Source organism: Microbacterium sp. ZOR0019, from assembly GCF_000800925.1.
GTDB lineage: Bacteria > Actinomycetota > Actinomycetes > Actinomycetales > Microbacteriaceae > Microbacterium > Microbacterium aurugineum.
In genome coordinates, this window is record NZ_JRKC01000026.1 from 1 (window position 1) to 26,423 (window position 26,423).

The 26,423-nt window shown below is 68.1% G+C and carries 23 protein-coding genes; 19 read left to right on the plus strand and 4 right to left on the minus strand.

The window, feature by feature from the left end; translation table 11 throughout:
- The 3 genes from L978_RS07595 to L978_RS07605 form a co-directional block, all read left to right on the plus strand.
- Positions 1–670 (plus strand): biotin/lipoyl-containing protein (locus L978_RS07595; protein ID WP_047521978.1); only part of this gene is annotated, 670 nt, incomplete at its 5' end.
- 66 nt (positions 671–736) lie between these two features.
- Positions 737–2,290, plus strand: a complete 1,554-nt coding sequence (locus L978_RS07600; RefSeq protein WP_047521981.1) for a MinD/ParA family ATP-binding protein — start codon at positions 737–739, stop codon at positions 2,288–2,290.
- Positions 2,290–2,781 (plus strand): peptide deformylase, encoded by a 492-nt coding sequence (locus tag L978_RS07605; RefSeq protein WP_047521983.1) that lies wholly within the window; start codon positions 2,290–2,292, stop codon positions 2,779–2,781. Before L978_RS07600 ends, L978_RS07605 begins: the two co-directional genes overlap by 1 nt.
- A gap of 65 nt (positions 2,782–2,846) precedes the next feature.
- Here L978_RS07605 and L978_RS07610 read toward each other — a convergent pair whose 3' ends face one another.
- Positions 2,847–4,679 (minus strand): AMP-dependent synthetase/ligase, encoded by a 1,833-nt coding sequence (locus L978_RS07610; protein ID WP_047521985.1) that lies wholly within the window; start codon positions 4,677–4,679, stop codon positions 2,847–2,849.
- Positions 4,680–4,830: 151 nt separating this feature from the next.
- Here L978_RS07610 and L978_RS07615 point away from each other — a divergent pair, with 151 nt between their 5' ends.
- Both L978_RS07615 and L978_RS07620 read left to right on the plus strand, forming a co-directional pair.
- Positions 4,831–5,520 carry a lysophospholipid acyltransferase family protein gene (locus L978_RS07615; protein ID WP_052193411.1) on the plus strand — a complete coding sequence of 230 codons (690 nt, stop codon included), beginning with the start codon at positions 4,831–4,833 and terminating at the stop codon, positions 5,518–5,520.
- A gap of 48 nt (positions 5,521–5,568) precedes the next feature.
- Positions 5,569–6,909, plus strand: a complete 1,341-nt coding sequence (locus tag L978_RS07620) for a class II 3-deoxy-7-phosphoheptulonate synthase (RefSeq protein WP_047521987.1) — start codon at positions 5,569–5,571, stop codon at positions 6,907–6,909.
- Positions 6,910–6,984: 75 nt separating this feature from the next.
- Here L978_RS07620 and pknB read toward each other — a convergent pair whose 3' ends face one another.
- On the minus strand, positions 6,985–8,931 hold the full coding sequence (pknB, locus tag L978_RS07625; protein WP_047521989.1) for a Stk1 family PASTA domain-containing Ser/Thr kinase: 1,947 nt from the start codon (positions 8,929–8,931) through the stop codon (positions 6,985–6,987).
- Positions 8,932–9,008: 77 nt separating this feature from the next.
- The gene (locus L978_RS07630) at positions 9,009–10,199 is read right to left on the minus strand and encodes a LysM peptidoglycan-binding domain-containing protein (RefSeq protein WP_197055630.1); all 1,191 of its coding nucleotides are present in this window, start codon (positions 10,197–10,199) and stop codon (positions 9,009–9,011) included.
- A 122-nt stretch (positions 10,200–10,321) separates the two neighbouring features.
- Between L978_RS07630 and L978_RS07635 the strand changes: the two genes are divergently transcribed.
- Entirely contained in the window at positions 10,322–10,690 is a 369-nt protein-coding gene (locus L978_RS07635) for an Rv2175c family DNA-binding protein (RefSeq protein ID WP_323131586.1), read from the plus strand.
- Between the two features lie 13 nt (positions 10,691–10,703).
- On the opposite strand, the gene L978_RS07640 is transcribed toward L978_RS07635, so the two are convergent.
- Positions 10,704–11,792 carry a polyprenyl synthetase family protein gene (locus L978_RS07640; protein WP_047522022.1) on the minus strand — a complete coding sequence of 363 codons (1,089 nt, stop codon included), beginning with the start codon at positions 11,790–11,792 and terminating at the stop codon, positions 10,704–10,706.
- Between the two features lie 97 nt (positions 11,793–11,889).
- On the opposite strand from L978_RS07640, the gene L978_RS07645 reads away from it, so the two are divergent.
- The 13 genes from L978_RS07645 to ftsZ all read left to right on the plus strand — a co-directional run bounded on the left by L978_RS07645 (position 11,890) and on the right by ftsZ (position 26,348).
- On the plus strand, positions 11,890–12,264 hold the full coding sequence (locus L978_RS07645) for a DUF3040 domain-containing protein (RefSeq protein ID WP_047521991.1): 375 nt from the start codon (positions 11,890–11,892) through the stop codon (positions 12,262–12,264).
- 244 nt (positions 12,265–12,508) lie between these two features.
- Positions 12,509–12,940, plus strand: coding sequence for a division/cell wall cluster transcriptional repressor MraZ (gene mraZ, locus L978_RS07650; RefSeq protein WP_017830220.1), 432 nt, complete (start codon positions 12,509–12,511; stop codon positions 12,938–12,940).
- 102 nt (positions 12,941–13,042) lie between these two features.
- Positions 13,043–13,981, plus strand: a complete 939-nt coding sequence (rsmH, locus tag L978_RS07655) for a 16S rRNA (cytosine(1402)-N(4))-methyltransferase RsmH (RefSeq protein WP_197055631.1) — start codon at positions 13,043–13,045, stop codon at positions 13,979–13,981.
- Positions 13,978–14,538 carry a hypothetical protein gene (locus tag L978_RS07660; RefSeq protein ID WP_047521995.1) on the plus strand — a complete coding sequence of 187 codons (561 nt, stop codon included), beginning with the start codon at positions 13,978–13,980 and terminating at the stop codon, positions 14,536–14,538. The genes rsmH and L978_RS07660 overlap by 4 nt, the downstream gene beginning before the upstream one ends.
- Positions 14,539–14,568: 30 nt before the next feature.
- Positions 14,569–16,335, plus strand: a complete 1,767-nt coding sequence (locus L978_RS07665; protein WP_047521997.1) for a peptidoglycan D,D-transpeptidase FtsI family protein — start codon at positions 14,569–14,571, stop codon at positions 16,333–16,335.
- 27 nt (positions 16,336–16,362) lie between these two features.
- The gene (locus L978_RS07670; RefSeq protein ID WP_047521999.1) at positions 16,363–17,775 is read left to right on the plus strand and encodes a UDP-N-acetylmuramoyl-tripeptide--D-alanyl-D-alanine ligase; all 1,413 of its coding nucleotides are present in this window, start codon (positions 16,363–16,365) and stop codon (positions 17,773–17,775) included.
- Positions 17,772–18,878 carry a phospho-N-acetylmuramoyl-pentapeptide-transferase gene (mraY, locus tag L978_RS07675; protein WP_047522001.1) on the plus strand — a complete coding sequence of 369 codons (1,107 nt, stop codon included), beginning with the start codon at positions 17,772–17,774 and terminating at the stop codon, positions 18,876–18,878. The genes L978_RS07670 and mraY overlap by 4 nt, the downstream gene beginning before the upstream one ends.
- The gene (gene murD / locus L978_RS07680) at positions 18,868–20,403 is read left to right on the plus strand and encodes a UDP-N-acetylmuramoyl-L-alanine--D-glutamate ligase (RefSeq protein WP_047522002.1); all 1,536 of its coding nucleotides are present in this window, start codon (positions 18,868–18,870) and stop codon (positions 20,401–20,403) included. The genes mraY and murD overlap by 11 nt, the downstream gene beginning before the upstream one ends.
- Entirely contained in the window at positions 20,372–21,577 is a 1,206-nt protein-coding gene (gene ftsW / locus L978_RS07685; protein WP_047522004.1) for a putative lipid II flippase FtsW, read from the plus strand. Before murD ends, ftsW begins: the two co-directional genes overlap by 32 nt.
- Positions 21,574–22,650 carry a UDP-N-acetylglucosamine--N-acetylmuramyl-(pentapeptide) pyrophosphoryl-undecaprenol N-acetylglucosamine transferase gene (locus L978_RS07690; RefSeq protein ID WP_047522006.1) on the plus strand — a complete coding sequence of 359 codons (1,077 nt, stop codon included), beginning with the start codon at positions 21,574–21,576 and terminating at the stop codon, positions 22,648–22,650. The genes ftsW and L978_RS07690 overlap by 4 nt, the downstream gene beginning before the upstream one ends.
- Before the next feature lie 41 nt (positions 22,651–22,691).
- Entirely contained in the window at positions 22,692–24,092 is a 1,401-nt protein-coding gene (murC, locus tag L978_RS07695) for a UDP-N-acetylmuramate--L-alanine ligase (RefSeq protein ID WP_047522008.1), read from the plus strand.
- A 3-nt stretch (positions 24,093–24,095) separates the two neighbouring features.
- Positions 24,096–25,043, plus strand: coding sequence for an FtsQ-type POTRA domain-containing protein (locus L978_RS07700; RefSeq protein WP_047522010.1), 948 nt, complete (start codon positions 24,096–24,098; stop codon positions 25,041–25,043).
- 162 nt (positions 25,044–25,205) lie between these two features.
- Complete coding sequence (ftsZ, locus tag L978_RS07705) at positions 25,206–26,348, plus strand: cell division protein FtsZ (protein WP_047522013.1); 1,143 nt, start codon at positions 25,206–25,208, stop codon at positions 26,346–26,348.
- Positions 26,349–26,423 lie beyond the last annotated feature (75 nt).

Below are 26,423 nucleotides of genomic sequence, written 5' to 3' on the forward strand. Positions count from 1 at the left end.
GGGCGAACTCGGCGACCTTCCGGGTGGATGGCCCGAGCCGTTCCGCAGCAAGGTGCTCGCCGGACGCACGGTGCGCGTCGGCCTCACCGAGATCAGTGCTGACGATGAGGCCGCACTCGCCGGGACCAGTGCCGAACGCCGTGCACGGCTGAACACCCTGCTGTTCCCCGGTCCGAGCGCCGAGTTCGCGGAGCGGCGGGAGTTGTTCGGAGACCTCTCCGTGCTCGACACGGCCGACTACCTGTACGGGCTCGTGGCCGGGCAGGAGCACCTGATCGAGATCGATCGCGGCGTCCAGCTCTACGTGGGTCTCGAAGCCATCGGGGATGCAGACGACAAGGGGATGCGCACCGTGATGACGACCCTCAACGGGCAGCTCCGGCCCGTCTTTGTGAGGGATCGGTCGATCGTCGTGGACGTGCACGAGGTCGAGAAGGCGGACACCTCCGTGCCCGGCCAGGTCGCGGCGCCCTTCTCCGGGGTGGTCACGCTGAAGGCCGAGGTGGGCGCCACCGTCCGCGCCGGCGAACCCGTCGCATCCATCGAGGCGATGAAGATGGAGGCGGCCATCACGGCCCCCGTGGACGGCGTCATCGAACGTCAGGCGATCGCCGAGACGCAGCAGGTGGATGCCGGAGATCTTTTGGTCGTGATCCGTCCGGCGCACTAATCTTGTGCGGGCGAGGCCAGCGCACGATGTGCGTACCCGGGGCCCGCACAGGCTGGGAGCGACATCGTGACACCGAAGAACACCACGGACCCCGAGGATAACCCGCTGGGGGTGCTCGACGAAGCCGCGTCACTCGACACGGCAGGCATCGGGATCCTCGGGGCGACCGCGCAGGTCAGTGTGACGCTGCCGAAGGACGAAGACGACGACCTCGCCGACGACGGGGTCGTGGACGGCGAGGTCGTCGGCGAGCTCGTGATCGATCCGCCTCGCGTCGAGGAGCAGGCGACCGACGCCCGTCCGGTCGAGACCCCCGCCGTCGCGGCGCCTCGAATCGTGCGGCCGTCTTCGGAGAAGGTCATCGATGCCGTCGTGGTCGGGACCCCCGAGACCCCCGAGACCCCCGAGACGCCTGCGGTCGTCGAGGTCACCGACGACGCCCGGGACCAGGCCGAAGAGGCAGCCGTCGCGGCACGATTCCTCGCACGAGCGAGCGCGGAAGCGCCGCCGTCCCCGTCGACATCTGCTCCCGTACGAATATCCGTCGAGAAGGAGAACAGATCCGTGTCCGCTCCGGAGGAGAAGAAGACCGTCATCTCGCAGTCCCCCCGCACGACACCGCGCACCGACGTGACGCTGACGTCCAAGCGTCTGGACGACTTGGGAGAGTCCTCGCGCGAGTCCGCGGATCTCCTCACCGCCGACAGACTGCTCGATCCGCATCGGGTGGCCAAGCCGGAACCGGAGGGAGCGTGGAGTCACTTCCTGTACACGATCTCCGGGCGTCGGATCAACATCGGCGACGGCAGGCGCGCGCGGGAGCGCAAGGCGCTCTCGGCGAGGATCGCGGCTCCGCTCGCGGGCGGTGCACGCTTCGTCCCGGTGCTCTCCCGCAAGGGCGGGGTCGGCAAGACGACGATCACCGCGCTGCTGGGGATGGCACTCGCCGACGCCCGCGAGGACCGGGTGATCGCCGTCGATGCCAACCCCGATCGAGGAACCCTCGCCGAGCGCATCGTGCGGCCGCATCACAGCAAGTCGGTGCGCGATCTGGTCCGGATCCACGATGACGTCAAGGGCTACCACGACATCTCCGCCATCGTCGCGCGTGACGCGACCCGTCTCGATGTCCTCGCCTCCGATTCCGATCCCCGCGTCGCCGAGGCGTTCAGCGACAGCGACTACCGTGATGTGGCCGGCGTGGCTGCCCACTACTACTCGCTGGTCCTGACCGACACCGGCACCGGGATCGTCCACTCCGTGATGTCGGCGACGCTCGACCTCGCGGACCAGATCGTCATCGTCTCGGGATTGAGCGTCGATGAGGCTCGTCTGGCATCCGAGACGCTCACCTGGCTCGAGACGAACGGCTTCGAGGAGCAGGCGCGTGAGGCGATCGTCGTCCTCAACCAGTCCACGCCCGGGACTCCGCTGGTGCGGCTGAACGAGCTGGAATCCCACTTCGCCACCCGTGCGCGGAGCGTCGTGCGCGTCCCCTACGACCCGCAGATCGCGGGAGGGGGGACGATCGTCTTCGCGAACCTGTTGCCGGAGACCCGCATCGCTGCGCGTGAGCTGGCGGCGCTCCTGGTCGAGGGCCTGCGGGCCAGGGCCGCCTGATGTCGGTCCGAGAGATCCGCATCTTCGGCGACCCCGTCCTGCGCACGGTGTGTGCCCCGATCGAGGAGATCGACGAGGGGGTGCGCGCACTCGTGGCCGACCTGGTCGACACGGTGGAGCTGCCGGGTCGCGCCGGCGTCGCCGCACCGCAGATCGGCGTCGCGCTGCGTGCGTTCAGCTACAACATCGACGGCGACATCGGCTACGTGCTCAATCCCGTCCTCACCGAAGTGCGGGGGGAGCCGGAGCCGACGGGCGAGGGATGCCTCTCGGTACCCGGACTGTGGCACGACGCACTGCGGCATCCGTGGGCGCGCGTGGAGGGCATCGATCTCGACGGCAATGCCGTGGTGCTCGAGGGGGAGGGACTCCTCGCGCAGGCTCTCCAGCACGAGACCGACCATCTCGACGGCAAGCTCTTCCTGACGAGGCTCGACGCCGAGACGCGCAAGGTCGCCATGCGCGAGGTGCGGGAGAGCGCCTGGTTCTGACGGCCTGAACTCCGACCGCACGAAGAAGGGCCCCGCGCGAGCGGGGCCCTTCTTCGTGCGGGGTGTCAGCCGCCGATGGCGACGTTGGTCGTGGCGACCGGCTCGTCGTAGATCGCGGCGATCTCGTCGGCGAAGTCGTTCATGATGACGTTGCGCTTGATCGAGAGCTTCGGGGTGAGGTGGCCGGAGGCCTCCGTCCACTCGGAGTCGAGGATCGTGAACTTCCGGATCGACTCCGCGCGCGACACCCGGTCGTTCGCGGCGTCGACCGCCCGCTGCACCTCGGCGCGGACGGCGGCGTTCGTGGATGCATCCGCCAGCGACATCTTGGCATCGAGGCCGTTGTTCGCGAGCCAGGTCGGAAGCATCTCCGGGTCGAGCGTGATCAGAGCGGAGATGAACGGACGCTGGTCACCGACGACGACGACCTGCCCGATGATCGGGTTCGCACGGATCGGATCCTCGAGCGCAGCGGGAGCGACGTTCTTCCCTCCGGCGGTGACGATGATCTCCTTCTTGCGCCCGGTGATCGTGAGGAAGCCTTCGGAGTCGAAGCTGCCGATGTCGCCGGTGTGGAACCAGCCGCCGTCACTGAAGGCCTCGGCCGTCGCCTCGGGGTTGTTCCAGTACTCCTTGAAGACGTTGATGCCGCGGACCTCGATCTCACCGTCCTCGGCGAGGCGCAGTCCGACACCCGGGAGAGCAGGGCCGACCGTGCCGATCTTCGACTTGTCGGCCAGGTTGACCGTCGCCGGGGCAGTCGTCTCGGTGAGGCCGTAACCCTCGAGGATGACGACGCCCAGGCTGTGGAAGAAGTGGCCGAGGCGCGAGCCCAGGGGAGCGGAGCCCGAGACGGCGTACACGACGTTGCCGCCCATCGCCTCGCGGAGCTTGCTGTAGACGAGCTTGTTGAACAGCGCGAACTTGAGCTTCATGCCGAACGGGATCTTCTTGCCCTGCTCGAGCAGCTTCGAATGCTCGATGGCGACGTCGGCCGCCGAGCGGAAGATCTTGCCCTTGCCGCCCGCCTCCGCCTTCTGCTCCGCGGAGTTGTAGACCTTCTCGAAGACGCGCGGGACCGCGAGGAGGAAGGTCGGCTTGAAGGAACCGAGCGCCGGCAGCAGCTGACGGGTGTCGGGCTGGTGTCCGGTGCGGACGCCGGCGTGGACGTCGAGGATGGAGATGAAGCGGGCGAACACGTGTGCGGTCGTGATGAACAGCAATGTGGACGCGCCGGGCGTCTGCACGACCTCGTCCAGGGCCTTGGCCGAGTTCCGCGAGAGCTCGACGAAGTTGCTGTGCGTGAGCACGCACCCCTTCGGGCGGCCGGTCGAACCGGAGGTGTAGATGAGCGTCGCGATGTCGGATCCGACGGCGAGGCTGCGGCGGCGCTCGATCTCTCCGTCCGTCACCGACGCACCCTGCGCGGTGAGGGTGTCGATCGCTCCGAGGTGCAGCTGCCAGACCTCCCGGATCAGCGGCAGGTCGCCGCGGACCTCATCGAAGCGGGCGAAGTGCTCGGGGGACTCCACGATCAGCGCGATCGCACCCGAGTCTTCGAGGATCCACTGGATCTGCGAGGGCGAGCTCGTCTCGTAGATCGGCACCATCACGGCGCCGGCATAGAAGAGGGCGAAGTCGATGAGCGTCCACTCGTACGTGGTGCGCGCCAGGAAGCCGACCTTCTCACCGGGCTGGATCCCGGCGGCGGCGAAGCCCTTCGCCAGGGCGACGACAGCCGTCTGGAAATCGGCGGCGGAGATGTCGCGCCAGCCGTCGCCCTCCGGCACGGAGAAGAGGGCGCGATCCGGAGTGGCTTCGACGCGCTTGACCAGGAGGTCGGCGACGTTCGCATCGGGGTCGGCGGGGACGATCGCAGGGACTTCAAACTGGACCACGGCAGCTCCTTCGGTACCGGTCGGGCAGGGCGTGGCTTCGAGTCTAGGGCATGGAACCGAGTTGCGTCCGGGGTGAAACTGGGTCGCGCGCGCGGAAGCGCCGCGGAGAAGACCGGGGTGGATGCGACCCTCGGCGCTAGACTTCCACTCGATGTTCTATTGGCTGATGAAGTACGTGGTGATCGGCCCCGTGGTCAAGGCGGTCTTCCGACCGTGGATCGTGGGGCGGAAGAACGTGCCCGCAAGCGGTGCGGCGATCCTCGCCAGCAACCATCTGTCCTTCGCCGATTCCATCTTCCTTCCGCTCATGATCGACCGGTCGATGTCGTTCCTGGCCAAGAGCGACTACTTCACGGGCCGGGGTCTGAAGGGGTGGTCCACGAAGTTCTTCATGAAAGCCACCGGACAGATCCCGATCGACCGTTCCGGAGGCAAGGCTTCGGAGGCGTCCCTGAACACGGGCCTCCAGGTCCTCGGCGGGGGCGACCTCCTGGGCATCTACCCGGAGGGGACGCGGAGTCCCGACGGCACGCTGTACCGCGGCCGCACGGGGATCGCCCGTATGGCTCTCGAAGCCAAGGTCCCGGTGATCCCCGTGATCATGGTCGACACCGATACGGCGATGCCGATCGGACGGCGGTTGCCGCGCATCGTCCGCGTCGGGATCGTCATCGGGGAACCTCTCGACTTCTCCCGCTACGCCGGGATGGAGAACGACCGCTACATCCTCCGCTCCGTCACCGACGAGATCATGGTGGCCCTGCAGCGCCTCGGTGAGCAGAAGTACGAAGACGTCTACGCGTCGACGGTCAAGGACCGGCTCCCCACCCGCGTCACATAGCCTCCCGCGCGCATCTGCGTGGTCCCTGCGACCACTAGGCTGGAAGGCATGCTCCCGCACCACATCGAAGCACTTGATGCATGGCGTTCGCTTCCCATCAAGCAGCAGCCGCAGTGGCCCGACGCGGACCGCGTCGCCGACGTCTCGCGCCAGATCGCAACCCTCCCGCCGCTGGTCTTCGCGGGTGAGGTCGACAACCTCCGCGACCGGCTCGCCCGCGCGGCTTCGGGACAGGCGTTCCTGCTCCAGGGCGGCGACTGCGCCGAGACCTTCGCCGGCGCGACGGCCGAGCAGATCCGCAACCGCATCAAGACGGTGCTGCAGATGGCCGTGGTGCTCACCTACGGCGCATCGATGCCGGTCGTCAAGATGGGCCGCATGGCCGGTCAGTTCGCGAAGCCGCGCTCGAGCGACTCCGAGACGCGCGGCGACGTCACGTTGCCGGCCTACCGGGGCGACATCGTCAACGGCTACGACTTCACCGAGGGCTCTCGTACGGCCGACCCGGGTCGGTTGCTCCAGGGCTACCACACGGCCGCGTCGACGCTGAACCTGATCCGCGCGTTCACCCAGGGTGGATTCGCCGACCTCCGCGAAGTGCACTCGTGGAACAAGGGCTTCGCGCAGAACCCCGCCAATCAGCGCTACGAGCGCATGGCGGCCGAGATCGATCGCGCGATCAAGTTCATGGAGGCGGCCGGCGCCGACTTCGACGAGCTGAAGCGCGTCGAGTTCTTCACCGGTCACGAAGGCCTGCTCATGGACTACGAACGACCGATGACGCGTATCGACTCGCGCACGGACACTCCGTACAACACGTCGGCTCACTTCCTCTGGATCGGCGAGCGCACCCGCGAGCTCGACGGCGCGCACGTCGACTACTTCTCCAAGATCCGCAACCCCATCGGCGTGAAGCTCGGACCGACGACGTCGCCCGAGACGGCGCTGCAGCTGATCGACAAGCTCGACCCCGACCGCGAGCCCGGCCGACTCACGTTCATCACGCGGATGGGCTCGGGCAAGATCCGTGACGCCCTGCCGCCCCTGCTGGAGGCAGTCCGCGATTCCGGTGCGCAGCCGCTGTGGGTCACGGACCCGATGCACGGCAACGGCATCACCACCCCGACGGGCTACAAGACGCGTCGCTTCGACGACGTGGTCGACGAGGTGCGCGGCTTCTTCGAGGCGCACCGCGCAGTCGGGACGTTCCCGGGTGGCATCCACGTCGAGCTCACCGGCGACGACGTCACGGAATGCCTGGGTGGATCCGAGCAGATCGACGAGGCGGCTCTCGCGACGCGCTACGAGAGCCTGTGCGACCCGCGCCTGAACCACATGCAGTCCCTGGAGCTCGCGTTCCTGGTGGCTGAGGAGCTCGAGACGCGCTGATCAGCTCCTCGCGTCACGAAGAGAGCCGCCCTCCCCGAACCTCGGGAGGGCGGCTCTCTCGTGTGGGCTGGGGGATCAGCCGGTGAGCTGGATGGAGAGGTTCACGGTGCCCCCTCGCGGCAGTGACTTGTCCGCTCCCGGGTCCTGGCCGGTCACCGTGGCCATCTCCGCGAACCCCGGCAGGTCGCCCCAGGCCGCGTAGCTGGCCGTGAAGCCGTTGTCCGAGAGGATCTGTTTCGCTTCGTTCAGGGTCCTGTTCGTGACATCGGGGACCGGGAAGAGCTCGGGTCCCTTCGAGACGATGAGCTGCACCGTGTCTCCGGGGCGCCAGTTGCCCTCGGAAGCCCGGTCCGCCACGCCGATGACGATGTCCTTGGCGACATCGTTGCTGAAGACGTACTGGGACTCCTCGCTGACGACCAGGTCCTTTCCGGTCAAGGTCGAGGTCGCCTCGTCGACCGACATGCCGGACACGTCGGGGAAAGCACCCGCTGAGACGTACAGTTCCACGGAGTCGTCTTCGAAGACGGTGCATCCGTCGCCGCAGGCATAGGCGTCACCGCCTGCGCGCGGGGTGACGTAGGCGTTGATGACGATGCCCGCGTCGGCATTCGAGAAGAGGATGAGGGTCTCGTCGTCGACGTTGACGTTGACCCCGGCGAGATAGTCGCGCGCGTCTTGCTCCGTTCGTCCGTTGAGCTTTTCGAGGTCGTGCGAGGCGGGGCCTGCGGACACGATCACCGTGACGGCGTCACCCTTGTCGAGCCGAGTGCCTTCGCCGGGGTCGGTCTCGATCACGGTTCCGGCGTCGATGTCGACGGAGAACTCGTCTTTCTGCGTGGGGACGAAGCCGGCATCCACCAGCACGGCCGCGGCGTCGTCGTAGGTCTTGCCGGCGACGCTGGGCACAGCGATGAGCGACCCGGGGCCGGAGCCGAACCACCAGCCGACGCCACCCGCGAGCACGGCCAGCAGCAGCACGAGCGTGAGGAGGAAGGCGCCGCGCGCGCGTCGTTTCGACGCGCGCCGTCGAAGGAGCGTCGCGTTGTCGATCGGGGCGGCCACGGGGGCGGCAGGATCCGCGATCACCATCGTGCTCGGCATCACCTTGGTGAGGTCGCCGGAGTCGCCGGGGCTGTGCTGCGGAGCGGTTGCGCGGGCAGCCATCGGGGTGATGCCGAGATCGCGTTCGATCTCGCGCAGACGCTCGAGCATCTGCTGGGCGTCGTCCGGGCGCTCGTCCGGCGACTTCTCAGTCGCCCAGAGCACGAGTTCGTCGAGCTGCTCCGGCACCGCGGGGTTGCGGACGCTCGGACGCGGGACGGATTCCGTGGCGTGCTGGAAGGCGATCTGCATCGGCTGCTCGCCCTTGTACGGCTGCTCACCCACGAGCATCTCGTAGAGCATGATGCCGAGCGCATAGATGTCGCTGCGCGCGTCGGCCGTGCCTCGGGTGACCAGTTCAGGCGCGAGGTACGCGATGGTCCCGAGCAGCTGCTGTCCGGTCGCCGTGTTCGCCGTCGTCGCTCTGGCGAGGCCGAAGTCGCCGATCTTGATGCGTCCGTCCTCCGCGAGGAGCACGTTCTCCGGCTTGACGTCACGGTGCACGATGCCGGCCCGGTGCGCGGCGGAGAGCCCGGCCAGGATCGCATCCATGATTGTGATGGTCTGCGGGATGGTGAGGCGCTTCTGCTCGCGCAGCAGCTCGCGCAGAGTGATCCCGGGGAGGTACTCCATCACGAGGTAGGCGAGCTCGCCGTCCTGCCCCTGGTCGAAGACGTTGACCACGTGCGGATCCGCCAGGCGGGCGGCCGCGCGGGCTTCCTGGATGAAGCGGCTCTGGAACGCGGAGTCATCGCTGAGGTGCGCATGCATCACCTTGAGGGCGATGCGCCGCTCCAGCCGAAGGTCGGTGGCGACGTACACCGTCGCCATCCCGCCACGGGCGATGCGAGCACGCACACGGTAGCGGCCGTCGACAAGCCGCCCGATGAGGGGGTCGGCCTGCTGATTGGTCGTCACGTCAGAATTCTATGGAGGACTGCCTGAAAGTCAGGGGAGCGGCTCACCTCTCGGCGGTGTCGGTTTTCCGGATGTCGTCACCCGTAGAGCGCGAGCCAGGCATAAGCTTGCGTCTCCCATTGGCCGTATCGGTCGGGATAGGCCGAGATCTGCACGGCCTGAGCGGCCGAGGTGAACGGCATGCTCTCCCAGCCGGGGATGTCGAGGAGCCCTCGCGTCGCCTGTCCGTTCGGATCGTGCTGACCACCGAAGAACACTCGCGTGCTGCGGTCCGCGTCCATGATCTGCGCGGGCGTTCCCCATCCGGTGCTCGGGCGTTGCTGGAAGATCCCGAGTGAATCGCGGTCGCCCCAATCGAGGTTGCGGAGTCCCGACTCGACCATGCCGGTCGCGAGTGCCAGAGCGATGGCGCGATCGCTCACACCGAGCTCGCGGCCGATGCGGATGATGAGGGCGGCGTTCGACGCCTGCTCGGCGGTGAGGCTCGCGGAGCGCTGCCCGCCGGTCGCGGCGGTGCTCGACGCCGCAGGGGCAGGGGCGGCCTGCACGGCGAGTCGCTGACCGGGGTAGATGATCGATGACGGGCCGAGTCCGTTCAGGGTGAACAGCGCGTGGGTGGTGGTCCCGTACTTCTGCGCGATGCCGAACAGGGTGTCACCCGCGACGACGGTGTGGGCCGCCGCGGATGCAGGCGGAGTGGCAGGCGTGGCAGTCGGCGCGGCGGCCGCCTGCGGCGCAGCGGAGCCGGAGACGACGAGGCGCTGTCCCGGATAGATCACCGAAGCGCGTGTCAGCCCGTTCGCAGCGAGCACGGCATCCACGGTGATGCCGTACTTCCGGGCGATCGCGTACACGGTGTCGCCGGCGACGACCTGATGCGATGTCGAGGTCGCCGTCCGAGCCGGCGCCGGCGCGACGGCCGGTGCGGCCGACGCCTGCAGGGTCAGGGTCTGGCCCGGGTAGATGACCGAACGCCACGAGAGCCCGTTCCAGGACAGCACGTCGACCGTGCGGAGCCCGAAGCGTGAGGCGATCGCCGAGACGGTGTCACCGGGCTGGACGACATGGCTCGACGGTGCGGACTGGGCGGGTGCCGTGCGCACGGGGACGCTGCGCGGGCGCTCGATCGGCGAGAAGTCCGTCGTCATCGTCGTCGAGGCGGCGTCGGCGGGAGTGGTGGTGAGCGTGGCGGCCAGAGCCCCCAGGACGGCCGCAGGCAGTCCGAGCTGCAGGTTGCGCGTTCGACGCGTGGCGGTCTTGATTCCCAAGGCGAGCCCCCTTTTTCGAGCACTTCACGCTGACACGGATGTAAACGGAAGTCAACAGAAGTGACGGAAGTGACGCATGGGGCTGATGGGTCGACATGCGGCATCCCGGCGGAGATGAGATAGTGGGCAACGTGTCTGAGAACGTTGCTGGAACCCCTGCCGCCGCTGCCGTCGAGTGGCTGACGATGCCCGACCTCGTCGAGGTGCTCGACGAGCCGCTCGGTCGCGTGCGCCGTCTGATCGACGAGCACTACCTGGTCGGGTCCCGTCGCACCGGCACCTTCGCCGTGCCTGCGGTGTTCATCGTCGACGGGCGTCCTCTGAGCTCCTTGCGGGGAACGATCATCGTGCTCCAGGATGCGGGCTTCACCGACGACGAGCTGATCGACTGGCTGCTCGCGGACGAGGAGAGCCTGGGGCGTTCGCCGATCGACGCACTGCTGGCGGGGCACAAGAGCGCCGTGCGTCGACTCGCACGCACTCTCGCCTGAGGGGTCCGTCGCGTCAGGCGGACCGGACCGTCGCTGCGCGTGCGAGTTCACGCAGTTCGCCCACCGCGGCGTTGTCGAGCCGGGCGCCCGAGAGGGCGCGGTCGGCTTCCCGGGCGTAGTCCGCGATCATGGTCTCGACCTGAGCGAGCGCACCCGAGTCGGTGATCGTCGCCTGCAAGGAGGTCACCTGCTGCGGTGTCAGCTCGACGTCTCCGAGCATCTCGTCGAGCAGATTCCTCGCTGAGGTGTCGAGCGCCTGCCGCGTGAGAGCGATCAGAACCGTGCGCTTGCCTTCCCGAAGGTCGTCACCGGCCGGTTTCCCGGTGACGGAGGCGTCGCCGAACACTCCGAGCACGTCGTCGCGCAGTTGGAAGGCCATCCCGATCGGGTGACCGAAACGGCGAAGCGCGTCCAGCTGATCGGCGTCGGCGCCGGCGAGTGCGCCGCCGAGGACCAGCGGCTGCTCGATGCTGTATCTGGCCGACTTGAGAGATGCCACCCGCAGCGCCCGATCGGCGTGGAGGGCTCCGTCGTTGACGCTCCAGGCCGACTCCTCGGCGATGTCGAGGAACTGCCCCGTGGTCACGTCCCGGCGCATCCGGGCGTACTCGGAGCGCACGGCGCGCGCGTGCGGCTGGTCGTCCAGCGCGGCCTCGAGCAGATCGTCGCTCCAGGCGACGAGAAGGTCGCCGAGAAGAATCGCGGAGGCGCGGCCGAACGACTCGGCATCTCCCGACCACCCGGCTTCGTCGTGCGACGTCTGGAGCGCGCGATGGGCCGCCGGCCTCCCGCGACGGGTGTCGGAGTTGTCGATCAGATCGTCGTGCACGAGAGCCGCGGATTGGAAGATCTCCAACGCGGTGCACACGTCCCAGAGCGCCTCGGTCTCTGCCGCGTCACGCTCGTGGAAGCGTGCGACGGCGCGCCAGCCGGCGTGGCAGAACCGGGCGCGCAGTCTCTTCCCTCCTTCGAGGGTGCCGGCCGCGGCATCGAGAAAGGAGACGGCGTCCGGGCCGTAGTCGGCGGATTCGTCGCGCATCCGTGCGAGGAAGCGGTCGAGGCGAGCGGCGACCGCGCCGGGGACGGGGGAGGAGGACGACACGACTCCCAGCATACGTAAAGCAAGGGGACGTCGAACTGCTAGCCCCGGACGCCTCCGCGCGCGTAGAATGGGAGGCACGATACCCGAGGGGGACGAAATGCCACTCTCCGAACAGGAGCAGCGTCTGCTCGACGAGATGGAACGCCATCTCCTTCACAATGATGCCGACGTCGTGAGCGCGCCGTCCGGCGATCGCGCACTGAGCTACCGAAATCTGGTCTACGGTGCTCTCCTTCTCCTCGCCGGTGTCGGCGGCCTCGTGGCCGGCGTCATCCTCGGCGGCGTATGGGGCATCGTGGTCGGCGTGATCGGATTCGTGGCGATGCTCGCCGGTGTCATCGTGGCCGTCACGCCCGTGCGGCGCACGGCTCCTGCGCAGCCTCGGGAACGCTCTGCGCCGAAGCGGCAGGATTCCGCCTCGTTCATGGACCGTATGAATGACCGCTGGGATCGTCGGCAGGACGGTCACTGACCCCCACACACTTCTCACGACAGAAGCCCGGATGCTGAGCATCCGGGCTTCTGTCGTTAACGCGCGGGCCGCCACGCTCCTCCACTGAGCCTCCACTTCGCTCCACCGCGGAATTCCGCGGGATTTCAGCATGCTCTTTTGCTCGCGACCCGTGATTTCCCGGATTGGTCGTAGGTAAGTGGAGGAAAGTGGAGTAAAGTGGGGCGCACCTCGAGTTGGCCGGACGCAGAGGGGGTGATGGCCGATGTTGCTGGGTACGCACTCTCCGAAGCTGGACGACAAAGGACGGGTCATCCTTCCTGCGAAGTTCCGCGAGGACCTCGGTGGCGGCATCGTCGTCACCCGCGGCCAGGAGCGGTGCCTCTACGTGTTCAGCACGGCCGAGTTCGAGGCGATGCACGAGCGGATCCGCCAGGCTCCGCTCGCCAACAAGCAGGCGCGTGACTTCATGCGTCTGTTCCTCTCCGGTGCGAGTGCGGAGATGCCCGACAGTCAGAACCGCATCACCATCCCCGCGCACCTGCGTCAGTACGCAGGGCTGCAGAAGGAGCTCATCGTCACCGGTGTCGGCGCTCACGCCGAGATCTGGGACGCGGAGAGCTGGAACGCCTACCTCGCCGCTGGTGAGGAGACCTACTCCGACCTCGAGCAGGAGGTGATTCCGGGACTCTTCTGACCACGGCTGTGATGCCCCGCCGCTCCCGCCCCGACACACTTCCCCGGTGCCGGGTCGAGAAGCGGAGGGGGATCAGAGCCGATGGTCACCCCGAGAAAGATCATGAACCTCCGAGACATCCACACCCCCGTCCTGCTCGACCGCTGCGTCGAGTTGCTCGCTCCCGCCCTTCAAGCGGACGGAGCGGTGCTCGTGGACGCCACGCTCGGTATGGGCGGCCACTCCGAAGCTCTGCTCGAGCGTTTTCCGAACATCCGACTGATCGGGCTCGACCGCGACACCGACGCGTTGCGCATCGCGGGGGAGCGGCTCGCCCGATTCGGGGACCGCGTCACGCTGGTGCACACGGTGTACGACGAGATCGGACTGCACGCGCAGGGCGCGGCAGGGATCCTCTTCGACCTCGGGGTCTCCTCCCTCCAACTCGACGAGGCCGAGCGCGGATTCGCGTACTCGAAGGATGCTCCTCTCGACATGCGCATGGACCAGACCAAGGGCGTCACCGCTGCCGATGTCATCGCGACGTACAGCGAAGGCAACCTGCGCCGCATCTTCGAGCGGTACGGGGAGGAGAAGCTCGCCGGTCGCTACGCGCGCTTCATCATCGAGGCGCGTCAGAAGCAGCCGATCACCCGCTCCGGCGAGCTCGTCGAGATCCTGATCGCGGCGACTCCCGCTGCCGCACAGCGTGCCGGGCATCCGGCCAAGCGCGTGTTCCAGGCCCTGCGCATCGAGGTGAACACCGAGCTCAACGTGCTGGCCGACGCGATCCCGTCAGCGATGGATGCGCTCGATGTCGGCGGACGCATCGTGGTGATGTCGTACCAGTCGCTCGAGGACCGGCTCGTCAAGCAGGCCCTCGCCGCGGCGTCGGCCTCGACGGCGCCGGCCGGGCTTCCGGTGGAACTGCCCGAACATGCTCCGCGGTTCCGCATCCTCACCAAGGGTGCGGAACTCGCCGGCGACGACGAACGCGCGCGCAACCCCCGGGCGATCCCGGTGCGGCTGCGCGCCGCCGAGAAACTGCGGGAGAGCGCATGAGTCTGAACGCGGTGGTCCGCAAGCCCGCGACGCCCCTCACCCCGACCCGCGAGACGCAGAGGCGGTTGCAGCCCGTCACACGGCCGGCGGTCCGTCGCAAGCCGAAGCTCGCGTACGCGCTCGTCGCCCTGGGTGGGGCCCTGGCGATCGGTGCGGCACAGGTGGGGTTTTCGCTCGCGATCACCCAGGATTCGTTCACCTTGGCCGCGCTCTCCTCGCAGCAGCGTGAACTGGATCTCCGGTCCCACGCGTTGCAGGAAGAGCTCACCGGCCTCAGCTCGCCGCAGGTGCTCGCCAGCAGCGCTGCCGATCTCGGCATGGTCGTCGCCGGCTCCCCCTCATACCTGCGGCTCAGCGACGGAGCGCTCTTCGGCACCGGAGCCGGCGCGGAGGGGATCTCGACCGTCAACCCCGACGGTGCGGCGGCTGTGGCCAACGCCCTGATCGTGGAACCGCCGCCGGCGGAGACCGTGACCGACGACGGCGACACGGCCCAGACGACGCCGGACCTTCCGCCGGCCATCACCGACGGGCTCCCGAGTCCCACCACGCACTGACCCGCACGAAATGATCGATGGAGAGATCGCATGACGACACGAGCAACCCGCGGTCCTCGGCGACGGACCGTCGTCGCCCTCGCCGTCATCCTCTCCGTGTTGGCGGCTTTCGTCGTACGCCTGATCGACATCCAGGTCGTGAGCGCCGACGAGCACGTCGCGCAATCCCTCACCAAGATCGGCGCGGGGAACACGATCCCCGGCCGACGCGGATCGATCGTCGACGCGGGGGGCACCGTGCTCGCATCGAGCGTGCTGGTCTACGACGCGCAGCTGAATCCGAAGGTCATCATGCAGCTGGAGGAGAAGGATCCCCAGGTGCCGTGGGCCGAGGCGTCCGACAAGATCGCCGCGATCACCGGGCAGAGCGGTGACGACGTGCGAGCCCTCGTGTCGGATGCGCTCGCGAACGACCCGCAGAGTCAGTACGCACCGCTCAAGAATTCGCTCACCACGGAGCAGTACATCGAACTCCGCGACCTGAAGCTCGCCTACCTCCACATGGCGGGAAGGGAGACCCGCGTCTATCCGAACGGTGCGGTCGCCGGGAACATCCTCGGCTTCCTGGACGGATCAGGGAAGGCACAGGCCGGGATCGAGCAGCTGAGTGAGAAGTGCCTCGCACCCATCGACGGCGAGGAGTCGTACCGCAGGGGATCGAACGGCGTGGTGATCCCCGGCAGTGAACGCACGGTGGAGGCCGTCGACGGCGGTTCCGTGGAGCTCACCATCAACAGCGACCTCCAGTGGTATCTGCAGCAGATGATCGGTGAGGAGGCGCAGAAGCAGGGCGCCAAGGGTGGCACCGTCACGGTCGTCGAGGTCAAGACCGGCAAGATCCGCGCGGCAGCCGAGTGGCCCTCGATGGACCCCAACGATCTGGACTCCTCGACGCCGGAGACCCGGTACAGCCAGATCTTCCACAAGGACTTCGAGCCGGGATCCACGTTCAAGGCGATCACGGCCGCCGCCGTCATCGAGGGCGCGGGCCTCACGCCGCGGAGCACGGTCACTGCGTCGTCGCGGGAGACGTTCCCCAACGGAGCCGTCGTGAACGACGCATTCAGTCACCCCGCCTACAACTACACGCTCGCCGGTGGGCTCATCGATTCGTCGAACGTGGCGCTGTCGAAGTTCGGCACCATGGTCTCCCCGGACGTGCGCTACGACTACCTCGCGAGGTTCGGAGTCGGCCAGAAGACGCTCGACTTCCCCTCGGAGGTCGGCGGCATCCTCCATCCGGTCAGCGACTGGGACAGCCAGTCCCTCTACACGACGACGTTCGGCCAGTACTTCACGGTGACGGCGCCGCAACTCGCCGGTGCTTACCAGGCGATCGCCAACGGCGGGGAGAAGATCGATCTCTCCCTCGTCGAATCGTGCACGGCCGAGGACGGCACCGTCGTGAAGTCCGAGGCGCCGAAGCATGAGCAGATCATCGAGAAGCAGACCGCGGCCGAGCTGACGCGCATGCTGGAGAACGTGGCGGTGCAGGGCGGCAACGCGGACCGCATCCAGGTGCCGGGCTACCGCGTGACCAGCAAGACCGGTACCGCGCAGGTGTCCGACGGCAACGGCGGCTACAAGGCCGGCGTCTACTACACCAGCATGGTGGGCTTCGCCCCGGTGGACGATCCGCAGTACGTCGTCGTGGTCACCCTGGACGAGCCGACTAAGGTTGTATCGTCCGCGGCCACCGCATCCGCCTTCCAGAAGGCGATGACGCAGGTGATGAAGACCTATCGCGTGATGCCGTCCACTGTCCCGATGGACGAGCTCCTTCCCAAGTTCGGATAGTCGGCGAGAGCCGCGCATGGAGATGAAATGATCGCCCTGACGCTCGCTGAGATCGCCGCCGCAGTCGGCGGTGAACTGCGCGTGGCCGGAGAGGACACGACCGAGACCGTCGTCGACGGGATCGTCGACACCGACTCCCGCACGATGACTCCCGGCTCGGTGTTCGTCGCGAAGCCCGGCGCGGAGACCGACGGCCACCGGTTCGTGGGTGCGGCTGTCGCAGCAGGGGCCGCCGTGGCGATCGTCGAGCACACCGTCGACGTCCCCGTCAGCCAGGTCGTCGTGCCGGACGCCGTCGTGGCCCTCGGCGCCCTCGCGCGCGAGGTGGTCGCTCGCGTCCGTGCCGAGGGGCGCCTCCGCATCGTCGGCATCACCGGGTCGAACGGCAAGACGACGACCAAGAACTTCCTCGCACGCATCCTGGAGGACGAGGGCGAGACCGTCGCTCCCGTCAAGTCGTTCAACAATGAGGTCGGCGCTCCCGTCACCATGCTCCGCGTGACGAAGAGCACCCGTTTCCTCGTGAGCGAGTTCGGTGCGGCCGCGCCGGGGAGCATCGCGCACCTCGCGGGCCTGGTGGAGCCGGATCTCGCCGTGGTCCTCATGGTCGGCATGGCTCATGCCGGAGGGTTCGGCGGGATCGAGGCGACGGCCAAGGCGAAGTCGGAGCTCGTCTCGGCAGCCCGCGTGCCCGGCACGGCCGTGCTCAACATCGACGATCCCCGAGTGGCCGCGATGAAGGATCTCGCGCTCGCGCGCGGCCTGGACGTCATCGGCTTCGGGCAGAGTGACGCCGCCGACGTGCGCGCGGTCGACATCGAGGTATCGGCCTCGGGCACGTCCTGCGTCATCGAGGTCGGCGGGGAGCGGCTCCCGTTGCGACTGCGCGTGCTCGGTGCACATCACATCACCAATGCCCTGGCGGCGATCGCCTCCGCCCTCGTCCTCGGCATCGCCCCGGCAGACGCCGTCGCGCGTCTGGAGACGGTGGAGATCGCCGAACGATGGCGTATGCAACCGCTCGGCAGCGATCGCGTCCGCATCATCAACGACGCCTACAACGCCAGCCCGGACTCGATGGCTGCGGCGCTGCGCACCCTCGCCCAGATCACCGGTCCCGACGAGCGGACGGTCGCCGTGCTCGGGGCCATGAGTGAACTCGGCGAGAGCGCGGGGGAGGAGCACGATCGGATCGGTCTGCTCGCCGTGCGTCTGAACATCCAGCGAATCGTCGTCGTCGGACCGGAGGCCAGGCGGCTCTATCTCGCCGCCGTCGGCGAAGGCTCCTGGGACAGTGAGGCCGTGCACCTTCCCGACCAGGACGCGGCGTACGAGTACCTCCGCACCGAGCTCCGCGACGGCGATCGCGTGCTCGTGAAGTCATCCAATTCCGTGGGCCTCCGGCATCTCGGCGATCGTCTGGGAGAATTGTTCTCGTGAGGTCTCTCATCATGTCGGCGGCGATCTCGCTCGCCTTCACCCTGTTCCTGACCCCCGTCTTCCTCCGGCTCTTCCGGAAGTGGGGCTGGGGACAGGTCATCCGTACCCCGGAGTCGGTCCACAACCCGAGCCATGAGGCGAAGCGCGGGACCCCCACGATGGGCGGCGTCATCTTCATCCTCGGCTCGATCGTGGGCTACTTCACGGGCGTCCTCGTCAGCGGCGAGGTTCCCGCCCTCTCGGCGCTCCTGGTGATCTGGCTGATGGTCGGCTTCGGTGCCGTGGGCTTCATCGACGACTACATGAAGGTGCGCAGCCAGCGGAGCCTCGGGCTGTCGGGCTGGCGCAAGGTCATCGGCCAGCTCATCGTGATCGTGCCCTTCGGCATCGTCGCGCTCAACTTCCCCAACAAGTGGGGGCAGACGCCTGCGAGCTCCGCGATCTCCCTCTTCCGCGACATCACCTGGCTCAACCTGTTCGCCTTCGGTGTCGTGCTCGGCTGGATCCTCTATCTGGTGTGGATCTCGGTCATCGGCGTCGCCACGTCGAACAGCGTCAACCTGACGGACGGGCTGGACGGCCTCGCCGCCGGTGCCGGTGTCATCGTCGTCGGTGCGTACAGCGTGATCGCGTTCTGGCAGTTCAAGCAGCCCTGCATCGGCGGAGACCCCGATGCGCTCGGCGGATGCTACGAAGTCCGCGATCCCTTCAACCTCGCCATCATCGCGGCTTCGGTCGCGGCGAGCCTCATCGGGTTCCTCTGGTGGAACGCCCCCAAGGCGAAGGTCTTCATGGGTGACGTCGGCTCGATGGCCATCGGTGGCGTGATCACCGCCATGGCGATCCTCACCCGCACCGAACTCCTCCTCCTCGTGATCGCCGGGGTGTTCGTGCTGTCGTCCGGTTCGGTCATCCTGCAGCGGGGCTACTTCAAACTCACCCGAGGCAAGCGCCTCTTCCTGATGAGCCCGTTCCATCACCACCTCGAGATGCGCGGCTGGTCCGAGGTCACGATCGTCGTCCGCATGTGGATCATCGCCGGTCTGCTCGCCGTGTCGGCCGTCGGCCTGTTCTACGTCGAATGGCTCACCCGTGTCGACTGAGCGCCTCGCCGGACTCACCAGTTGGAACGCCGACTGGCGGGGTCTCCGGGTCGCGGTTCTCGGGCTGTCCATGACCGGCTTCTCCGTGGCCGATACGCTCACCGAGCTCGGCGCGGACGTGCTGGTGCTCAGCGAATCCGCGGAGGAGGAGTACGAGCGGCTGCTTCCGGTGATCGGTGCGCGCCTCGAGCTCGGCCCACTCGCCGAGGTCCCCGCCGTGCTGGTGGATTTCGCGCCGGAGGTCGTCATCGCTTCGCCGGGGTTCCCGCCCTCGCACCCGCTCATCCGGTGGGCACAGGAGTCGGGCGTGGCGATCTGGGGCGACGTGGAGCTCGCGTGGCGCGTCCGCGACAAGGTCGTCCGTGCCGACGGTTCGTCGGCCGACTGGGTACTGATCACCGGGACGAACGGCAAGACGACCACGACTCAGCTGACCGCATCACTCCTCGTGGCGGGGGGCCAGCGTGCGGCACCGTGCGGCAACATCGGCGTGCCGGTGCTCGATGCCGTGCGCGACCCGGCGGGCTTCGACGTGCTGGTGGTCGAGCTCTCGAGCCATCAGCTCTGGTACCTCGGTCAGTCCCGCCCCGAGGGTGAGCTTTTCCCGTACTCCGCCGTCTGCCTCAATCTCGCCGACGATCACCTGGTCTGGCACGGCAGCGCACAGGCGTACCGCGATGCGAAGGCCGTGGTCTATCGGAACACCCGTGTCGCCTGCGTCTACAACAAGGCGGATGAGGCCACCCGCCACATGGTGGAGGAGGCGGAGGTCGTCGAGGGGGCCCGCGCCATCGGCTTCGATCTCGGGATCCCGGGTCCGAGCGACCTCGGCATCGTGGAGGGGCTCCTGGTCGACAGGGCTTTCCTGGACGACCGTGCACGCAGCGCCCTCGAGCTCACGACCGTCGCCGCTCTCGATGAGGCGGGCCTCGCGGCTCCGCACATCGTGCAGAACATCCTCGCAGCGAGTGCGTTGGCGCGCTCCCTCGGTGTGGAGCCGGAGGCGATCCACGCAGCGCTCCAGTCCTTCCGCCTCGACCCCCACCGCATCCAGGTGGTGGCGCGACACCGGGGGATCACCTGGGTCGACGATTCCAAGGCGACGAATCCGCACGCAGCAGCGTCGTCGCTGCGTGCCTACCCGGGGGCCGTGTGGATCGTCGGGGGCGACCTCAAGGGCGTGGACATCGCCGAGCTCGTCGCCGAGGTCGGCACCACGGCTCGTGCGGCCGTCGTGATCGGCGTCGAACGTGCCTCCGTCGTCGCGGCATTCCGGCGACACGCGCCGACGGTGCCGGTGTTCGAGGTGGATGCTGGCGAGACTGGTCAGGTCATGAACCGTGTCGTGGAGATCGCGTCGGGGATCGTCGACGGCGAGGGCACAGTCCTGCTGGCCCCGGCTGCGGCGTCTTTCGACCAGTTCTCCGGCTATGCGGATCGCGGGCATCGCTTCGCCGAGGCGGTGCAGGACTGGATCGACCGGGGGAGCGCCGATGACACAGGTGTCCCGCCCTCCGCGCTCTGAGTCCGGCGGGCTCGCAGCCCGAGTCTCCCTCGGGCGCCGGTTCACTCCGGTGTCGACGGAGTTCCTCCTCATCGCATCGACCGCCCTGCTGCTGACGCTGTTCGGTCTGGTCATGGTGCTGTCTGCCACAAGTGCCTCCGCGGTCGCGAGCGGCAAGGACCCGATGGGCGGTGTGCTGCGTCAGGGGGTGTTCGCCCTCCTGGGTGTGCCGCTGATGTTCCTCGTCAGTCGGATGCCGGTTGCGTTCCTGAAGAAGATGGCGTGGCCCGCACTGTTCGGCGCGGTCGCTCTGCAACTGCTCGTGTTCACGCCGCTGGGTATCGAGGACGGCGGAAACCGGAACTGGATCCAGATCGCCGGGTTCACGCTGCAGCCCTCCGAGTTCCTCAAGCTCGCCCTGGCCCTCTGGATCGCGGCGGTGCTGCTGCGCAAACAGGCGATGCTCGGCACCTGGCATCACGTCTTCATTCCTGTGATCCCGGTCGGTGCGCTCGCGATCGGTACCGTGCTCGCCGGAAAGGACCTCGGCACCGCGATGGTGCTGGTCCTCATCCTCCTGGGGTGTCTGTTCTTCTCCGGGGTCAAGCTCCGGTTGTTCATCCTGCCCGTGATTCTCGGCGTCATCGCGGTGCTCGCCTACGCGCTGTCCAGCCAGGACCGCATGCGCCGCATCGTCGCCACGTGCGACGACATGGCGCTGTACGAGGGCGACTGCTATCAGTCGATCCACGGCATCTGGGGCATGGCATCCGGGGGGATCTTCGGACTCGGGCTCGGCAACTCCCAGGAGAAGTACGGATGGCTGCCTGCAGCGGGCAACGACTTCATCTTCGCCATCGTCGGAGAAGAGCTCGGGCTGATCGGCTGCATCGTCGTCCTGGCCCTGTTCACGTTCTTCACGGTCGGTGCGTTCCACATCATCCGGAAGACGCCGGATGCCTTCATCCGCGTCGCGGCCGGGGGCATCACGGTGTGGATCGTCGGTCAGGCCGTCCTGAACATCGGCGTCGTCATCGGCATCTTCCCCGTGATGGGTGTCCCCCTCCCATTCATGTCGCAGGGAGGCACAGCACTGCTCGCCGTGCTGATCGCCTGCGGCGTGCTGCTCGCGTTCGCACGCACGATCCCCGTGACCGAGAAGCAGTCAGCGGAGCGGGGTAGGGTCGCCAGGTGACCTCGTATCTCCTCGCCGGCGGTGGCACCGCCGGCCATGTGAATCCCCTGCTCGCCGTCGCGGATGCGCTCCGTGAGCGCGTCCCCGACGACTCGGTCCTCGTGCTCGGCACGGCGGAGGGGCTCGAATCGCGACTCGTGCCCGAGCGAGGCTATGACCTGCTGATCGTGGACAAGGTTCCGTTCCCGCGCCGACCGAACCGCCAGGCGGCCGCCTTCCCCGGGAAGTTCCGTCGGGCGATCGCCCAAGTGCGCGAGCACATCCGTCGGCACGACATCGACGTCGTCGTCGGGTTCGGCGGGTATGCGTCGGCGCCGGCGTACGTCGCCGCTCGTCGCGAGGGTGTTCCGTTCGTGGTGCACGAGGCCAATGCCAAGCCCGGACTGGCCAACGTGCTCGGTGCCCGCCGCGCGGCGGCCGTGGGCGTCGCGTTCGAGGGCACGCCTCTCCGTGGCAGCGAAGTGGTCGGGATGCCCCTGCGCCGCGAGGTGATCGCGCTCGATCGTTCGGCGGCGCGCGCGGAGGCCGCGGAGCACTTCGGGCTCGACGCCCAGCGTCCCGTGCTGCTCGTCTTCGGTGGTTCGCTCGGTGCACAGCGCCTCAACGAGGCTCTGGCGGATTCCTGGCAGGACATCCTCGCAGCGGGCTGGCAGCTGCTGCATGTGACCGGCGAACGCAGCGATCTGGCGGATCCCCGAGTCGACGGCTACGCGTTGCGTCGGTACGTGGATCGCATGGACCTGGCCTTCGCGCTCGCAGACCTGATCGTGTCGCGGTCCGGCTCGGCGACGGTGAGCGAGATCAGCGCGCTGGGGATCCCCGCGCTCTACGTGCCCTATTCGGTGGGCAACGGTGAGCAGCGACTGAACGCGGCCTCTGCAGTGGCGGCCGGTGCTGCAGAGCTCCTGGACGACGCCACCTTCGACGGCGACGCGGTACGCCGGATCGTCGTGCCCCTCTTGGGCGATCAGGCGCGGATCGACCGGATGGCGGCCGCCGCCGCGACGGCAGGAACGCGCAACGGCACGGAGAACGTGATCACCCTGATCGACCGCGCGCTGCATGCGGCCTGACGCGGTCGACACCACCGAACGAAAAGTAGACTGAAGCGGACATGATCAGACCCGACCTCTCCCTCCCTCTTCCCGAGACGATCACCTCCGCGCACTTCATCGGCATCGGCGGTTCCGGCATGAGCGGGCTCGCGAAGATGTTCCTCGACGCGGGCATCCGCGTCTCCGGAAGCGACCGCGCCGACAGCGACAACCTGCGGGCGTTGGCCGCAGCGGGAGCCACGGTCCATGTCGGTCACGATGCCGCGTACCTGGGCGACGCCGACACGGTCGTGCACACCGGCGCGATCTGGCCCGAGAACCCCGAGTTCGTCACCGCGAAGGCGCGTGGCCTGCACGTGATCCACCGTTCCCAGGCGCTGCACTGGCTGATCGGGTCCCGTCGCCTGGTGTCGGTCGCCGGCGCGCACGGCAAGACGACCTCGACGGGCATGATCGTCACCGCACTGCGGGAGCTCGGGGCCGACCCCCATTTCGTCAACGGCGGTGTGATCGAGCAGCTCGGAACGTCGAGCGCCACCGGATCGGGCGACCTGTTCGTCGTCGAAGCAGACGAATCGGACGGCACCTTCCTGCTCTACGACACCGCGGTCGCGCTCATCACGAATGTGGATCCCGATCACCTGGACCACTACGGTTCGGACGAGGCCTTCCACGACGCGTTCGTCCGGTTCGCGAATGCCGCCTCGGAGGCCGTCGTGATCTCGAGCGACGATGCCGGGGCGCTCCGAGTCGGCGCCGGGATCACCCACCCGAACGTGCTCACGTTCGGTCGAGCGGCGGATGCGGATGTGCGCGTCACCGACTTCGTGACCGTCGGGGGCGTCGCAGCGACCATCACCCACGGTGGCGAGCAGGTGCGGATGCAGCTCGCCGTCCCCGGTGTGCACAACGCCATCAACGCGGCCGGCGTCGTCACGGTGCTGCGCGCCCTCGGGTATCCCCTCGTCGACGCGGTCCGCGCCGTCGAAGGTTTCGCGGGAACGGTTCGCCGCCTCGAACAGCACGGGGTCGCGCGCGGCGTGACCGTGTACGACGACTACTCGCACCATCCGACCGAGGTCAGGGCGGCACTGGAGGCGATGCGTAGCATCGCGGGCACGGGGCGGGTCATCGCGATCCAGCAACCGCACACCTACTCCCGCACGCAGCACATGTACCAGGAGTTCGCCGACGTCCTCGAGGAGTTCGCCGACCACACGGTGATGCTGGATGTCTACGGGGCGCGTGAGGATCCGGTCCCCGGAGTCACCGGCGAACTGGTGAGCAACGCGTTCCGCGACCCGTCGCACGTGCACTTCGTCGCGGATTGGCAACAGGCCGCCGACTACACGGCTACCGTGGCGCGCGACGGAGACTTCGTCGTGACCCTCGGCTGCGGCAACGTGTATCAGATCATCCCGCAGGTCTTGGAGTCCCTCCGCCGGACCGACGAGGCATAGCCGATGCGTCGGCCCGCACCGCTTCCGTCCACCCCGGAGAGTTCGGGGGAGAAGGGCGCCGCGACGCAGGCGACGCGCCGTCCGAGTCGGCCCGGCGCCGCGGCGGAGGAGAGGCCCGGCGCCGCGGCGGAGGAGAGGCCCGCTGTCGCCGAGGAGCGCGCACCGGCGGAGGAAGCGACGGTCGATGCGCCGCAACCGACCTCGACGAGGGATGTCTGGCGCGCGGCGCGCGCCCGGCGCAAGGCTCTCCGCGCAGAGATCCGCCGGTTCACCCAACACTCTCGGCGACGACGGATCATCTGGTGGAGCAGCCTCGCCGCCGTGGTCGTCGTGATCGGAGGGAGCATCGCGGCCGCGTACAGCCCGCTGTTCGCCGTCGAGAAGATCACGGTCGTCGGGGCGACCAGCCTCGATCCCTCCGCGGTCGAGGCGGCGCTCAGCGATCAGCTCGGCACGCCGCTGGCTCTGGTCGATTCCAGTGAGGTGAAGGCCGCGTTGCTGGCGTTCCCTCTCATCGAGACGTATGCGCTGGAGGCGCGGCCTCCGCATGACCTGACGGTGCGCATCGTCGAACGCACTCCGGTCGGCGTGATCCGCTCGAACGCCGGATTCACGCTCGTGGACGCGGCGGGGGTGGCGCTTTCGACCACGCCCGATCAGCCCGCAGGGCAGCCTCTGATCGAGATCGACAGCGGGGTCGATTCCGCCGCGTTCCGCAGCGCGGGGCTCGTCGTGAGGTCCTTGCCCGCCGATGTCCGATCGCAGTTGGCGGGGGTCGCGGCGACCACCCAGGACGACGTGACCCTGACGCTGAGCAGTGGGCTGACGGTGGTCTGGGGGAGCGCGGAGGACTCGGGTCTCAAGGCGCTGACCCTCTCAGCGGCGATGGGCGCCCATCCCGGGGCGCGGTCGATCGACGTCACGTCACCCGAAGTCGCCGTCGTCGGCTGACCTCTTTCGTGGGGAATGGCGCGACACGCCCAAGTGGTTGCGCGCGCGCGGCCAGGCGGCGCTTACCTTCGATCAAGAGAACGCAATACCGGGAAATACTTTACACCTCTAGTTGAGGTTTAAGGTTCATCCTTTTCAGGCTCGAATAATCGGAGGCCGGCCATGAGCCAGAACCAGAACTACCTCGCCGTGATCAAGGTCGTCGGCGTCGGCGGTGGCGGCGTCAACGCCGTCAACCGCATGATCGATCTCGGTCTCCGCGGAGTCGAGTTCATCGCCGTCAACACCGACGCCCAGGCGCTGCTCATGAGCGATGCCGACGTCAAGCTCGACGTCGGTCGGGAACTCACGCGTGGTCTCGGCGCCGGAGCAGACCCCGAGGTGGGGCGCCGTGCCGCGGAGGACCACGCCGAGGAGATCGAGCAGGCCCTGACCGGTGCGGACATGGTCTTCGTGACCGCCGGCGAGGGAGGCGGCACCGGAACCGGTGGTGCTCCCGTGGTGGCCCGCATCGCGAAGTCCATCGGCGCGCTGACCATCGGTGTCGTCACCAAGCCGTTCTCGTTCGAAGGTCGCCGTCGCCAGAGCCAGGCAGAGGCGGGCGTCGCGAAGCTCAAGGAAGAGGTCGACACCCTCATCGTGGTGCCGAACGACCGTCTCCTCGAGATCAGCGACCGTGGGATCTCCATGATCGAGGCCTTCGCCACCGCGGACCAGGTGCTCCTCGCCGGTGTCCAGGGCATCACCGACCTGATCACGACCCCGGGTCTGATCAACCTCGACTTCGCCGACGTCAAGTCGGTCATGCAGGGCGCAGGTTCCGCCCTCATGGGCATCGGCTCCGCCCGCGGTGCCGATCGCGCGATCAAGGCGGCCGAGCTCGCGGTCGAATCGCCGCTGCTCGAGGCCTCCATCGAGGGTGCGCACGGCGTGCTGCTCTCGATCCAGGGAGGATCGAACCTCGGCATCTTCGAGATCCACGACGCGGCCGACCTCGTCAAGGAAGCGGCACACCCCGAGGCGAACATCATCTTCGGTACCGTCATCGACGACACTCTCGGCGACGAGGTGCGCGTGACCGTCATCGCGGCCGGATTCGACGGTGGTGAGCCTTCGCTTCGACTGGACCCGATGGTCGTCTCCCGGCCTTCGGCGACGGCTCTCCCCGAGGTCTCCCTCGACGAGGAGCCGGAGGCGAAGAGCGACGCGGCACCGGCAGAGCCGGTGCAGCAGCGAGTGCCGACCACCAGCATCGAGCCGGCTTTCGCGGACGACGACATCGACATCCCCGAATTCCTGAAGTGACCACTGCGGCCGACGGGCAGGGGCGGTCGGACCTGGCGGCGCGGCTGACGGCGATCGACGAGCGCATCGCCGTCG

Excerpts from the sequence above, each read along its gene's own strand:
- ftsW (WP_047522004.1), top strand. The coding sequence starts at position 20,372 with ATGACACAGGTGTCCCGCCCTCCGCGCTCTGAGTCCGGCGGGCTCGCA.
- L978_RS07645 (WP_047521991.1), top strand. The coding sequence starts at position 11,890 with ATGCCACTCTCCGAACAGGAGCAGCGTCTGCTCGACGAGATGGAACGC.
- L978_RS07665 (WP_047521997.1), top strand. The coding sequence starts at position 14,569 with ATGACGACACGAGCAACCCGCGGTCCTCGGCGACGGACCGTCGTCGCC.
- L978_RS07620 (WP_047521987.1), top strand. The coding sequence starts at position 5,569 with ATGCTCCCGCACCACATCGAAGCACTTGATGCATGGCGTTCGCTTCCC.
- mraZ (WP_017830220.1), top strand. The coding sequence starts at position 12,509 with ATGTTGCTGGGTACGCACTCTCCGAAGCTGGACGACAAAGGACGGGTC.
- L978_RS07660 (WP_047521995.1), top strand. The coding sequence starts at position 13,978 with ATGAGTCTGAACGCGGTGGTCCGCAAGCCCGCGACGCCCCTCACCCCG.
- L978_RS07670 (WP_047521999.1), top strand. The coding sequence starts at position 16,363 with ATGATCGCCCTGACGCTCGCTGAGATCGCCGCCGCAGTCGGCGGTGAA.
- L978_RS07700 (WP_047522010.1), top strand. The coding sequence starts at position 24,096 with ATGCGTCGGCCCGCACCGCTTCCGTCCACCCCGGAGAGTTCGGGGGAG.
- L978_RS07615 (WP_052193411.1), top strand. The coding sequence starts at position 4,831 with ATGTTCTATTGGCTGATGAAGTACGTGGTGATCGGCCCCGTGGTCAAG.
- murC (WP_047522008.1), top strand. The coding sequence starts at position 22,692 with ATGATCAGACCCGACCTCTCCCTCCCTCTTCCCGAGACGATCACCTCC.
- rsmH (WP_197055631.1), top strand. The coding sequence starts at position 13,043 with ATGAACCTCCGAGACATCCACACCCCCGTCCTGCTCGACCGCTGCGTC.
- ftsZ (WP_047522013.1), top strand. The coding sequence starts at position 25,206 with ATGAGCCAGAACCAGAACTACCTCGCCGTGATCAAGGTCGTCGGCGTC.
- L978_RS07605 (WP_047521983.1), top strand. The coding sequence starts at position 2,290 with ATGTCGGTCCGAGAGATCCGCATCTTCGGCGACCCCGTCCTGCGCACG.